The following is a 13,043-nucleotide window of genomic DNA, read 5'->3' as shown; positions in this document are numbered from 1 at the left end:
GCGGGCGAAGTAGACTGCCCTTCGTGCTTTCACCCGCCTCCGTCCTCGCCAGCATCCCGAGCCCGGGAATCAGCTCGTTCGCGGTCGGTCCTCTGACGATCCACTTCTACGCCCTGTGCATCCTCGCGGGCATCGTCGTGGCCACGCTCATGACCAACCACCGCCTGACCAAGCGCGGCGCCGAGCCGTGGGTGGTGGTCGACATCGCCCTGCTCGCGGTGCCGCTGGCGATCATCGCGGCGCGCATCTTCCACGTGGTCACCCACCCGGGCTTCTACTTCGGCGACGGCAAGGACCTCTGGGCCATCTTCCGCATCTGGGAGGGCGGCATCGCCATCTACGGCGCCCTCATCGGCGGTGCGGTCGGCGCCTGGCTCGGGTGCCGCTGGACCGGCATCCGCTTCTGGAGCTTCGCCGACGCCCTGGCGCCCGGGCTCCTGCTCGCCCAGGCGCTCGGCCGCTTCGGCAACTGGTTCAACCAGGAGCTGTTCGGACTTCCCACCGACCTCCCGTGGGGCCTGGAGATCGACTACCCGAATCCGGCGTGGCCGGCGGGTCTGCCCGAGGGCACCCTGTTCCACCCCACCTTCCTCTACGAGGTGATCTGGAACCTGCTCGGCGTGCTCGTCCTGCTGTGGGCCGGCAAGCGCTTCCGCCTGCAGTGGGGACGCCTGTTCGCGCTCTACCTGATCTGGTACTCGGCCGGCCGCATCGTGTGGGAGTCGATCCGCATCGATCCGAGCGAGGTCTTCCTGGGGCTGCGCACCAACGTGTGGGCCGCGATCCTCGGCGTGGTCGTCGGGCTCGTGATCTTCGCCGTGCAGACACGACGTCATCCGGGCTTCGAGCCGTCGCCCTACGTGGCGGGCCGCGAATGGTCGGCCGATGGGGCTGTACAATCGCAGGACACCGATGACTTCGTGGACGTGAGCGCACCCCCCGCGTCCGAAGCTCTCGAGGGCACAGCCACAAGCTCCGTCACCCCGAAATAGCACTCCCGAGCGCATCGACGATGCGCCATCAGCAGCACAGGGCCGACGTCGTCCCAGTTGAGCATCAAGTGAGGACGGTCAGGGATGCCATCGAGCCCGCGTCATGAAGACACCACGACCCGCGCCATGAGCGGATTCCCGGCGAAGCAGGGCATGTACAACCCTGCCTTCGAGAAGGACGCCTGCGGCCTGGCCATGGTGGCGACCCTGCGCGGCGAGGCCGGCCACGACATCGTCGAGCTCGCCCTCACGGCGCTGCGCAACCTCGAGCACCGGGGCGCGATCGGCTCCGACGCGGGCACCGGCGACGGCGCGGGCATCCTCACGCAGATGCCCGACGACTTCCTCCGCGCCGTGGTCGGGTTCGACCTCCCGCCCGTCGGAGAGTACGCGGCCGGGATGGCCTTCCTCCCTCGCGAGGAGGAGGAGCGCACGGCGCTCAAGTCGCGGATCGACGAGCTCGCGGCGAGCGAGGGCCTCGTCGTCCTCGGCTGGCGCGAGGTGCCCACGGCCGACGACAACCTGGGAAAGCTCGCCTTCGACGCCCGACCCGCGTTCGAGCAGCTCTTCGTCTCGCGGCCCGCCGTGGGCGACGCGGCGGCACTGTCGGGCATCGCGCTCGACCGTCGCGCCTACCGGCTGCGCAAGCGTGCGCAGCACGAGCTGGGCGCCTACTTCGTCTCGCTGTCCAGCCGCACGCTCGGCTACAAGGGCATGGTCACGACCCTCCAGCTCGAGCCGTTCTACCCCGACCTCCAGGACGAGCGCTTCCGGAGCGAGCTGGCCGTCGTGCACTCGCGCTACTCGACGAACACCTTCCCGTCGTGGCCGCTGGCCCAGCCGCTGCGGATGCTCGCCCACAACGGCGAGATCAACACGGTCGGGGCGAACCGCAACTGGATGCGTGCGCGCCAGTCCCAGCTGGAGTCCCAGCTGCTCGGCGACATCCGCCCGCTCCTGCCGATCTGCACCGACGGCGCCAGCGACTCGGCCTCGTTCGACGAGGTCCTCGAGCTGCTGACCCTCACCGGCCGCAGCCTGCCGCACGCCATCATGATGATGGTTCCCGAGGCCTACGAGAAGCAGGCCGACATCGACCCGACGCTGCGCGCCTTCTACGAGTACCACTCGATGCAGATGGAGCCCTGGGACGGCCCGGCCGCGCTGATCTTCACCGACGGCACGCTGGTCGGCGCGACCCTCGACCGCAACGGCCTGCGCCCCGGACGCTGGACCGAGACCACCGACGGCCTGGTCGTCATCGGCAGCGAGACCGGCGTGCTCGACTTCGAGCCCGAGCGGATCAAGCGCCGCGGCCGCCTGCGTCCTGGCCGCATGTTCGTCGTCGACACCGCGGAGCGGCGGATCATCGAGGACGAGGAGGTCAAGCAGCAGCTGGCCCACCTCGAGCCGTGGCAGGAATGGCTCGACGCCGGTCGCGTGCGCCTCAAGGACCTGCCCGAGCGCGAGCACATCGTCCACCCGATCGCCTCGATCACCCGCCGCCAGCGGACCTTCGGGTACACCGAGGAGGAGGTGCGGATCCTTCTCACGCCCATGGGACAGACCGGTGCCGAGCCCCTCGGCGCAATGGGCTCCGACGCGCCGATCGCGGTGCTCAGCAAGCGCCCGCGCCTGCTGTTCGACTACTTCACGCAGCAGTTCGCGCAGGTCACCAACCCGCCGCTGGACTCCATCCGCGAAGAGGTCGTGACCTCGCTCTCGCTGGGTCTCGGTCCCGAGCGGAACCTGCTGGACTGGGGTCCGGAGCACACGCGCACCGTCACCCTCGACTTCCCCGTCATCGACAACGACGAGCTGGCGAAGCTGCAGAACATCGACAAGGCGCTGCCCGGACGCCGCTCGGCGACGATCCGCGGGCTGTATCACCTCGAGCACGGTCCCGACGCCCTCGAGGCGCGCCTGGCGGCGATGTGCGACGAGGTCGACGCGGCGATCGCCGGCGGTGCCGAGTTCATCATCCTCAGCGACCGCGACTCCAACAAGGACCTCGTGCCGATCCCGTCGCTGCTGGCGCTGTCGGCGGTGCATCACCACCTCATCCGCCGCGAGAACCGCATGAAGGTCGGTCTGGTCGTGGAGGCCGGCGACGTGCGCGAGGTGCACCACGTCGCGACCCTCATCGGCTACGGAGCCTCCGCCGTCAACCCGTACCTGGCGATGGAGACCGTCGAGTACCTCGTGCGCGCGGGCTACATCTCCGGCGTCACCCCCGAGAAGGCCGTCAAGAACCTGATCTACGCGCTCGGCAAGGGCGTGCTGAAGATCATGTCGAAGATGGGCATCTCCACGGTGTCCTCGTACGCCGGCGCCCAGGTGTTCGAGGCCGTCGGCCTGTCGCAGGAGTTCGTCGACCGCTACTTCACCGGCACCGAGACCAAGCTCGGCGGCATCGGGATCGCGGAGATCGCGGCCGAGAACCAGGCGCGTCATGACTACGCCTACCCCGAGGACGGTGCCGCGCGCGCTCACGAGCGCCTGTGGACCGGCGGCGAGTACCAGTGGCGTCGCGACGGTGCGCCGCACCTGTTCAACCCCGACACCGTCTTCCGCCTCCAGCACTCCACGCGCACGCGTCGCTACGACGTCTTCCGCCAGTACACCAAGCTGGTCGACGACCAGGCTGCCGAGCTGAAGACCCTGCGCGGTCTGTTCCGCCTCAAGTCCGGTCAGCGTCCCGCCGTGCCGATCGACGAGGTCGAGCCGGTCTCGTCTATCGTCAAGCGGTTCTCGACGGGCGCGATGAGCTACGGCTCCATCTCGAAGGAGGCCCACGAGACGCTCGCCATCGCGATGAACAGCATCGGGGCGAAGTCGAACACCGGCGAGGGCGGCGAGGACATCGACCGGCTGCTCGACCCCGAGCGTCGCAGCGCGATCAAGCAGGTGGCATCGGGGCGCTTCGGCGTCACGAGCATGTACCTGACCCACGCCGAGGACATCCAGATCAAGCTCGCCCAGGGCGCCAAGCCCGGCGAGGGCGGTCAGCTGCCCCCGGGCAAGGTGTATCCGTGGATCGCGCGCACCCGCGGCGGGACCCCCGGCGTCGGCCTCATCTCGCCGCCGCCGCACCACGACATCTACTCGATCGAGGACCTCAAGCAGCTGATCTTCGACCTCAAGCGCGCCAACCCGGCGGCCCGCGTGCACGTCAAGCTGGTGAGCCAGTCGGGCATCGGCGCGGTCGCGGCGGGGACGGCCAAGGCCCTGGCCGACGTCATCCTCGTGTCCGGACACGACGGCGGCACCGGTGCGAGCCCGCTGAACTCCCTCAAGCACGCGGGCACGCCGTGGGAGCTCGGCCTGGCCGAGACGCAGCAGACGCTCATGCTCAATGACATGCGCGACCGCGTGGTCGTGCAGGCCGACGGGCAGCTCAAGACCGGTCGCGACGTCATCATCGCCGCCCTGCTGGGCGCCGAGGAGTTCGGCTTCGCGACGACGGCGCTCGTGGTGGAGGGCTGCATCATGATGCGCGTCTGCCACCTCGACACCTGTCCCGTCGGCGTGGCGACGCAGAACCCGGTGCTGCGCAGCCGCTTCTCGGGCAAGCCCGAATTCGTCGTGAACTTCATGGAGTTCATCGCCGAGGAGGTGCGCGAGTACCTCGCGGAGCTGGGCTTCCGGAGCCTCGACGAGGCCATCGGCCGCAACGACCTGCTCGACGTCAACGGCGCGGTGGACCACTGGAAGGCCAACGGCCTGGACCTGACGCCGATCCTGCACGGACCCGCCTTCTCGGAGAGCACCCCGCGCCGCGCCATGCGCACGCAGGACCACGAGCTCGACAAGCACTTCGACGTCGCGCTCATCGAGCGCGCCCAGGACGTGATCGCCCACGGCGGGCACGTCTCGATCGATCTCCCGATCCGCAACACGGAACGCGCCGTCGGCACCATGCTCGGCAACCGCGTGACGCTCGCCCACGGCGCGAACGGCCTGCCGTCGGGCTCCATCGAGGTCAACCTCACGGGTTCGGCGGGTCAGTCCTTCGGCGCCTTCCTCCCCGCGGGCATCACGCTGCGCCTCGAGGGAGACTCGAACGACTACGTCGGCAAGGGCCTCTCGGGCGGCCAGGTCGTCGTGCGGCCGCCCCGCAACGCCGTGTTCGACGCGTCGCAGAACGTCATCGCCGGCAACGTCATCGGCTATGGCGCCACGCAGGGCACCATGTTCCTCCGCGGCGTCGTGGGGGAGCGGTTCCTGGTGCGCAACTCCGGCGCGACCGCCGTCGTCGAGGGTGTCGGCGACCACGCCCTCGAGTACATGACCGGCGGCCTCGCCGTCATCCTCGGCGCGACCGGGCGCAACCTCGGCGCGGGGATGTCGGGCGGCACCGCCTACGTCTACCGGCTCGACCGGTCGCTCGTGAACCGCGAAGCCCTCGCCAGCGGCGAGCTGGAGCTTCTGGAGCTCGGCGCCGGCGACGCCGAGATGCTCCGCGACCTGCTCGAGCAGCACGTCGCCGAGACGGGCTCGACCCTGGCGTCGGCCCTCCTGGACGACTTCGAGGCCGAGGCCGCGAACTTCGTCCGCGTCCTGCCGCGCGACTACGCCGCGGTGCTGCAGACCCGCCAGGAGGCGGCCGCCGAGGGGCTGGACCCCGACGGCGACGTCGTCTGGACCCGCATCCTGGAGGTGACCGGTGGCTGACCCCAAGGGATTCCTGAAGAACACCGAGCGCGAGCTCCCGCCGCGCCGGCCCGTTCCCGTCCGCATCATGGACTGGAAGGAGGTCTACGAGCCGGGCGACTCCGCCGTCCTGCGCCGTCAGGCCGGCCGGTGCATGGACTGCGGCGTGCCGTTCTGCCACCAGGGCTGCCCGCTGGGCAACCTCATCCCGGAGTGGAACGACCTCATGTGGCGCGGCGAGGGCCGCGCGGCCATCGAACGGCTCCACGCGACCAACAACTTCCCGGAGTTCACCGGGCGGCTGTGCCCGGCGCCGTGTGAGAGCTCGTGCGTGCTCGGCATCAACCAGCCCGCCGTCACGATCAAGCAGATCGAGGTCAGCACGATCGACGAGGCGTTCGCCAACGGATGGGTGGAGGCGGAGCCTCCGGGCCGGCTGACCGGCAAGACCGTCGCCGTTGTCGGCTCCGGTCCTGCGGGGCTCGCCGCCGCCCAGCAGCTCACCCGCGCCGGACACACCGTCGCCGTCTACGAGCGCGACGACCGCATCGGCGGGCTGCTGCGCTACGGCATCCCGGACTTCAAGATGGAGAAGCGCCACCTCGAGTCGCGCCTGCGCCAGATGCAGGACGAGGGCACGCGCTTCCGGGCGGGCGTGGAGATCGGGCGCGACATCTCGTGGGCCGACCTCCGGGCGCGCTACGACGCGGTGGTCATCGCGACGGGATCGACGCTTCCGCGCGACCTGTCGATCCCCGGCCGCGACCTCGCCGGGGTGCACTTCGCCATGGAGTACCTCGTGGAGTCCAACAAGGCGGTGGCCGGCGACCAGGTGCCCCACCAGATCCACGCCGAGGGCAAGCACGTGATCGTGATCGGCGGCGGCGACACCGGCGCCGACTGCATCGGCACCGCTCATCGGCAGGGGGCGCTCAGCGTCACCAACCTGGCGATCGGCAAGCAGCCGCCCGCCGCCCGCCCCGACCACCAGCCGTGGCCCATGATGCCGACGGTGTTCGAGGTCTCCTCGGCGCACGAGGAGGGCGGTGAGCGGGCCTACCTCGCGTCGACCGTCGAGTTCCTCGCGAACGAGGCCGGCGAGGTGCGCGCGCTGCGCCTGGCCGAGACGGAGTACACCGCCGACGGACGCCGCGTGCCCAAGAGCGGCACCGAGCGCGAGATCCCCGCGGACCTCGTGCTCATCGCCATGGGTTTCACCGGCCCGGAGCGCAGCGCCATCGAGGACCAGCTGGGTACCGTGTTCACGGGCCGCGGCAACGTCGAGCGCGGCGACGACTACCAGTCGACCACCCCGGGCGTCTTCGTCGCGGGTGACGCGGGCCGCGGGCAGTCGCTCATCGTGTGGGCGATCGCCGAGGGCCGCGCCGCCGCCGCGGCGGTGGACGAGTACCTCATGGGCCGGACGACCCTGCCGTCGCCGGTGCGACCCACCGACGTCGCCATCGGCCTTCAGCCCGCGTAGGCTGGAATCATCCCCGAAAACCGAACACAGACCGGAGAATCAGTCAGTGAGACGCGCGAAGATCGTCGCAACCCTGGGTCCCGCCACCGAGTCGTACGAGATGATCCGCGCGATCATCGACGCCGGTGTCGATGTGACCCGCATGAACCTCAGCCACGGATCGTACGCGGAGCACGAGGTCCGTTTCGCCAACGTCCGCAAGGCCGCTGACGACTCGGGTCGCCCCGTCGCCATCCTCGTCGACCTGCAGGGACCCAAGATCCGCCTCGGCAAGTTCACCGACGGCCCGCACGACCTCGCCGTCGGCGACACCTTCAAGATCACGGCCGAGGACGTGCCCGGCACCAAGGAGCTCGTCTCGACGACCTTCAAGGGCCTCCCCGGCGACGTGAAGCCCGGCGACTTCCTCCTGATCGACGACGGCAAGGTGCGCGTCCAGGTCGAGAGCGTCGACGGCCCCGTCGTCACCACGAAGGTGATCGTGGCCGGTCCCGTCTCCAACAACAAGGGCATCAACCTCCCCGGCGTCGCCGTGAGCGTGCCCGCGCTGTCGGAGAAGGACGAGTCCGATCTGCGCTGGGGCCTCCAGGCCGGTGCCGACATCATCGCGCTGTCGTTCGTGCGCAACGCCGCCGACGTCACGCGCGTGCACGAGATCATGGCGGAGGAGGGCCGCAAGGTCCCCGTCATCGCCAAGATCGAGAAGCCGCAGGCCGTCGACAACCTCGAGGAGATCATCGACGCCTTCGACGGCATCATGGTCGCCCGCGGCGACCTCGGCGTGGAGCTGCCCCTGGAGGCCGTCCCGATCGTGCAGAAGCGCGCGGTCGAGCTCTGCCGCCGCATGGCGAAGCCGGTCATCGTGGCGACGCAGATGCTGGAGTCCATGGTCGAGAACCCCGTGCCCACGCGCGCGGAGACGAGCGACGTCGCCAACGCCGTCCTCGACGGCGCGGACGCCGTCATGCTCTCGGGCGAGACGAGCGTCGGCAAGTACCCGGTCGTCGTCGTGGAGACCATGGCGCGCATCGTGGAGTCCACCGAGGAGCACGGCCTGGAGCGGATCCGGCCGTTCACGGCCAAGCCGCGCACCCAGGGCGGCATCATCACGCTGGCCGCCAACGAGGTCGCGGAGTTCGTCGAGGCGAAGTACATCTGCATCTTCACCGAGTCCGGCGACACCGCGCGCCGCATGTCGCGCCTGCGTCCCGCGATCCCGATGATGGCGTTCGCCGTCGACCCCGCGATCCGCCGTCGCATGGCCCTCACGTGGGGCGTGCGCTCGACCCTGGTCGAGCACGTCGCCCACACCGACCTCATGTTCCTCCAGGTCGACGAGTTCTTCCTCGAGAACAAGCTCGCCGCCGAGGGCGACAAGGTCGTCGTGATCTCCGGCTCGCCTCCCGGGATCATCGGCTCGACCAACGACATCCGGGTGCACCGGATCGGCGACGCCGTCCACGGCAAGGCGCCGATCTACCAGTCCGAGAAGTAGGTCGACCAACGACGGGGAGCGGATGCCACGGCATCCGCTCCCCGTCGTTTCGCGTCTCGTCAGTCGGCGCTCACGCGCGGGACCGCGACCTGGACGGACTCGACCGAGGGGAGCAGCCACCGCTGCAGGCGCATCCCCGCCACCAGCGCGGCGAACCCCGCGGCGCCGACGCCGAGCACCGGAGCCCAGGCGCCGATCGCCAGACCGGTGCCGGCGGCCAGGAGGGCCACCGACCAGGTCGCGAACGGTGCGAAGGCGGGTCGCCCGAGCGCCATCGCCGCGCACGCGAGCACCGCGCTCACCAGGCCGACGACGACGCCGACGACCATGACCGACTCCGTGAGATGCGTGAAGAACCGCACCACCTCCCGCCCGGGGATCATCGGCTCTCCGCCGATCCCGCGTCGATCGGATCCGTCGTCTCGTGCACTGCGCCTCCTGGTTCCCCTGAGGAGACGTCGCAACCGGCCTCGTATGACGCGGTGGTGCGCATCCAGTGCCGGTGGTGGGAGTCGAACCCACACGCCCTTGCGGGCAACCGAGTTTGAGTCGGTCGCGTCTGCCATTCCGCCACACCGGCGCACGTCGAAACGACGATACCGCAGAAGCATCGCCGCTCCTGGCTCTAGGATGGACAGGTGACAGAGCAGGAACTGAGCGCAGCCGCCACGGCACCCGCCCCCCGACGCGTCGTCGTCGCCGAGGACGAGTCGCTGATCCGCCTCGACATCGTCGAGATCCTCCGCGACAACGGGTTCGACGTGGTCGGCGAAGCCGGCGACGGCGAGACGGCGGTCCAGCTGGCCACCGAGCTGCGCCCCGACCTGGTCATCATGGACGTGAAGATGCCCGTCCTCGACGGCATCAGCGCGGCCGAGAAGCTCGGCAAGGCCCACATCGCCCCGGTCGTCCTGCTGACGGCGTTCAGCCAGAAGGAGCTGGTCGAGCGCGCGAGCGAGGCCGGCGCCCTGGCGTACGTGGTGAAGCCCTTCACGCCGAACGACCTGCTGCCGGCGATCGAGATCGCCCTGGCCCGCTACGAGCAGATCATCACCCTCGAGGCCGAGGTCGCCGACATGGTCGAGCGCTTCGAGACCCGCAAGCTCGTCGATCGCGCGAAGGGCCTCCTCAACGAGAAGATGGGCCTGAGCGAGCCCGAGGCCTTCCGCTGGATCCAGAAGGCGTCCATGGATCGCCGCCTGACGATGCAGGACGTCGCCAAGGCGATCATCGAGCAGCTCTCGCCGAAGAAGGGCTGACCCCCGCCGCGGTCCGCACCGTCCGTTCAGCGCGATGCGTCGAGGTCGCGGATCATGTTCGTGATGCGGATGGTCGAGCAGCGCCGACCCTGATTGTCCGAGACGACGATCTCGTGCACGGTGATGCTCCGGCCGAGATGCACGGGCGTGCACACCCCGGTCACCACGCCCGACGTCGCCGAACGCGTGTGGGTGGCGTTGATGTCCACGCCGACGGCGAGCCTGCCCGGGCCCGCGTGGAGGTTGGCGGCCATCGACCCGAGCGACTCGCCGAGCACGACGTATGCGCCGCCGTGCATGAGTCCGACCGGCTGCGTGTTGCCCTCGACCGGCATGGTCGCGACGCAGCGGTCGATCGAGAACTCGACGAACTGCATGCCCATCTTCTCGGCGAGGGCGCCCATGCCGCGGCGGGTGGCCCAGTCGAGTCCGTCGGAGACGGCGGGGGAGGAGTCGGTGGTCATCTCTCACCTTCGCAGGGGACCGTTCGGGGTGTCCCCACCCGCGTCTAGGCTTGCAGGGTGACGGACTCCGGAAAGCCTACCCTCCTCGTCGTCGACGGCCACTCGCTGGCCTACCGAGCGTTCTTCGCGCTGCCGGTCGACAACTTCTCGACCAAGGACGGCCAGCACACCAACGGGATCTACGGCTTCCTGTCGATGTTCGTCAACCTCGTCAAGGCGGAGAAGCCCACCCATCTCGCCGTCGCGTTCGACACGTCGCGGCACTCGTTCCGCACCGAGCAGTACACCGAGTACAAGGCGAACCGCTCCGAGTCCCCGGCGGAGTTCAAGGGACAGATCCCTCTGCTGCAGGAGTGCCTGGCCGCGATGAACGTCACGGTGCTCACCCACGAGGGCATCGAGGCCGACGACATCCTCGCGACCCTCGCCACGGAGGGAGCCGCGCAGGGCTACGACGTGCTCGTCTGCTCCGGCGATCGCGACACGATCCAGCTGGTCACCGACGACGTCACACTGCTGTATCCGAGCGTCCAGGGCGTCTCGCAGCTCAAGCGGTACACGCCCGAGGCCGTGGTCGAGAAGTACGGCCTGCCGCCCGCGAACTACCCCGACATCGCCGCCCTGGTGGGCGAGACCAGCGACAACCTGCCCGGCGTGCCGAAGGTGGGGGAGAAGACCGCCGTGAAGTGGCTGTCCCAGTTCGGCTCGCTCGACGCGCTGCTGGAGCGGGCGGACGAGATCAAGGGAGTGGTCGGCGGCAACCTGCGCGACCACCTCGACGACGTGCGCCGCAACCGCTCGCTCAACACCCTCCTGCGCGACGTCGACCTGGGCGTCGGACCGGCCGATCTCGCGGTCCGGCCGATCGACGCGGAGCAGGTGCGCGACATCTTCGCGCGCCTGGAGTTCCGCACGCTCCTGCCGCGCGTCTTCGAGGCGATGGGCGACGCGTCCGAGCCGACGCACGAGGCGCCCGCCGTGGCGGCTCCCGTGCCGCCCGACACCGACGCCGCGGGCCTGACCGCGTGGCTCGGCGAGCAGGCAGCGGACCGGACGATCGGGCTCACGGTCGCGCTCTCGGGCGGCCTCCCGCAGCGGATCGGTCTCGCGACCCTCGACGGAGCGGTCGAGGCCGACTGGAGCGACGGCGTCGCCGATGCACTGCGCCCCTGGCTCGAGAGCGACGCACCGAAGGTCGTCTCCGACGCCAAGGCGCAGGTGAAGGCGCTGCGCCGCGTCGGCGTGCGTCTGGGCGGCCTCGCCGTCGATCCGGTGCTGGCCGGCTGGCTCCTGCGCCCGAGCTTCCCCGACAAGAACCTGGCCGACCTCGTCGGGCGCTATCTCGACGAGAAGCTCCCCGAGGCCGATCCGACGCAGCTCGTCCCCGAGACCGAGGGCGCGACGCCCGGGCAGCTCTCGTGGTACGTGCTGCGGGTCGCCGAGGCCGTGATGGCGGAGATGCCGGACAGCGTGCAGAAGGTGCTCGCCGAGATCGAGCTTCCGACCCTCGACGCCCTGGCCGACATGGAGCTGGCGGGCGTGGCCGTCTCGCACGAACAGCTGGCAGGATTCTCCGCCGACCTCGGCGCCCGGGCCGACAGCGTCGCGCAGCTGGCGTACGCGGAGATCGACCGCGAGGTGAACCTCGGTTCCCCCAAGCAGCTGCAGGAGGTGCTGTTCGAGCAGCTGCAGCTCCCGAAGACGCGGAAGACGAAGACGGGCTACTCGACCGACGCCGCCGTCCTCGCCGACCTGCAGGAGTCCCACCCGCACCCGTTCCTCGACCTCCTCCTGCAGCACCGCGAGGCGACCAAGCTCCGGCAGATCATCGAGTCCCTCGACGCCGCGATCGGCGCGGACGGACGCATCCACACCACCTACGTGCAGACCGGGAGCCAGACCGGCCGGCTCTCCTCGACCGACCCGAACCTGCAGAACATCCCCATCCGCACCGAGGAGTCCCGCCGCATCCGCGCGGCGTTCCAGGTGGGCGCCGACTACGACACGCTGCTCACGGCGGACTACTCGCAGATCGAGATGCGCATCATGGCGCACCTCTCGGGAGATCCGGGTCTGATCGAGGCCTTCAACTCCGGCGAGGATCTGCACCGCTTCGTGGGCGCCCGCGTCTTCGGCGTCGACCCGTCCGAGGTCACGCCGGCGATGCGCACCAAGGTCAAGGCGATGTCGTACGGGCTCGTGTACGGCCTGAGCGCGTTCGGCCTGTCCAAGCAGCTGCGCATCGATCAGTCCGAGGCGAAGCAGCTGATGACCGAGTACTTCGCGCGGTTCGGGGCCGTGCGCGACTACCTGCGGTCCTCGGTCGCCCAGGCACGCATCGACGGGTACACCGAGACGATCTTCGGCCGCCGCCGGCCCTTCCCCGACCTCTACAGTCCCAACCGCGTGCTGCGCGAGAACGCCGAGCGCGCCGCGCTGAACGCGCCGATCCAGGGCAGCGCGGCGGACATCATGAAGATCGCGCTCTTCCGGATCCACGATCAGTTCGTGACCGAAGGCCTCGCGTCGCGGGTGCTCCTTCAGATCCACGACGAGCTCGTCGTGGAGGTCGCCGCAGGGGAGTGGGATGCGGTGGAGGAGATCGTCCGCACGCGCATGGGCGACGCCGCAGACCTCTCGGTACCGCTGGACGTGCAGATCGGACGCGGCGGCGATTGGGACACGGCGGGCCACTGA

General features: G+C 69.9%; 8 protein-coding genes and 1 tRNA gene. 6 read left to right on the top strand and 3 right to left on the bottom strand.

The genetic code is table 11. The annotated features are described in order from the left end of the window. Positions 1-23 precede the first annotated feature (23 nt). The 4 genes from lgt to pyk all read left to right on the top strand — a co-directional run bounded on the left by lgt (position 24) and on the right by pyk (position 8,623). Entirely contained in the window at positions 24-992 is a 969-nt protein-coding gene (lgt, locus tag QQZ13_RS00240) for a prolipoprotein diacylglyceryl transferase (protein WP_284527106.1), read from the top strand. An 84-nt stretch (positions 993-1,076) separates the two neighbouring features. Further along, entirely contained in the window at positions 1,077-5,666 is a 4,590-nt protein-coding gene (gene gltB / locus QQZ13_RS00235; RefSeq protein ID WP_284527105.1) for a glutamate synthase large subunit, read from the top strand. Next, positions 5,659-7,128: a glutamate synthase subunit beta gene (locus tag QQZ13_RS00230; protein ID WP_284527104.1), complete on the top strand. Its 1,470-nt coding sequence runs from the start codon at positions 5,659-5,661 to the stop codon at positions 7,126-7,128. Before gltB ends, QQZ13_RS00230 begins: the two co-directional genes overlap by 8 nt. Before the next feature lie 46 nt (positions 7,129-7,174). Then, entirely contained in the window at positions 7,175-8,623 is a 1,449-nt protein-coding gene (gene pyk, locus QQZ13_RS00225) for a pyruvate kinase (protein WP_284527103.1), read from the top strand. A gap of 59 nt (positions 8,624-8,682) precedes the next feature. Here pyk and QQZ13_RS00220 read toward each other — a convergent pair whose 3' ends face one another. Together QQZ13_RS00220 and QQZ13_RS00215 are read right to left on the bottom strand one after the other, a co-directional pair. Next, positions 8,683-9,006, bottom strand: coding sequence for a hypothetical protein (locus tag QQZ13_RS00220; protein ID WP_284527102.1), 324 nt, complete (start codon positions 9,004-9,006; stop codon positions 8,683-8,685). Positions 9,007-9,120: 114 nt separating this feature from the next. Then, a tRNA-Leu gene (locus tag QQZ13_RS00215) sits at positions 9,121-9,203 on the bottom strand. Between the two features lie 58 nt (positions 9,204-9,261). Here QQZ13_RS00215 and QQZ13_RS00210 point away from each other — a divergent pair. Next, positions 9,262-9,882 carry an ANTAR domain-containing response regulator gene (locus QQZ13_RS00210; protein WP_284527101.1) on the top strand — a complete coding sequence of 207 codons (621 nt, stop codon included), beginning with the start codon at positions 9,262-9,264 and terminating at the stop codon, positions 9,880-9,882. 26 nt (positions 9,883-9,908) lie between these two features. Here the strand turns inward: QQZ13_RS00210 and QQZ13_RS00205 are convergent, their stop codons facing one another. Then, positions 9,909-10,346, bottom strand: a complete 438-nt coding sequence (locus tag QQZ13_RS00205) for a hotdog fold thioesterase (protein WP_284527100.1) — start codon at positions 10,344-10,346, stop codon at positions 9,909-9,911. A 57-nt stretch (positions 10,347-10,403) separates the two neighbouring features. Here QQZ13_RS00205 and polA point away from each other — a divergent pair, with 57 nt between their 5' ends. After that, positions 10,404-13,043: a DNA polymerase I gene (polA, locus tag QQZ13_RS00200; RefSeq protein ID WP_284527098.1), complete on the top strand. Its 2,640-nt coding sequence runs from the start codon at positions 10,404-10,406 to the stop codon at positions 13,041-13,043.

The sequence above is a fragment of the Microbacterium sp. T2.11-28 genome, assembly GCF_950097975.1.
Lineage (GTDB): Bacteria > Actinomycetota > Actinomycetes > Actinomycetales > Microbacteriaceae > Microbacterium.
This window is presented reverse-complemented; position numbering and strand designations above follow the sequence as displayed.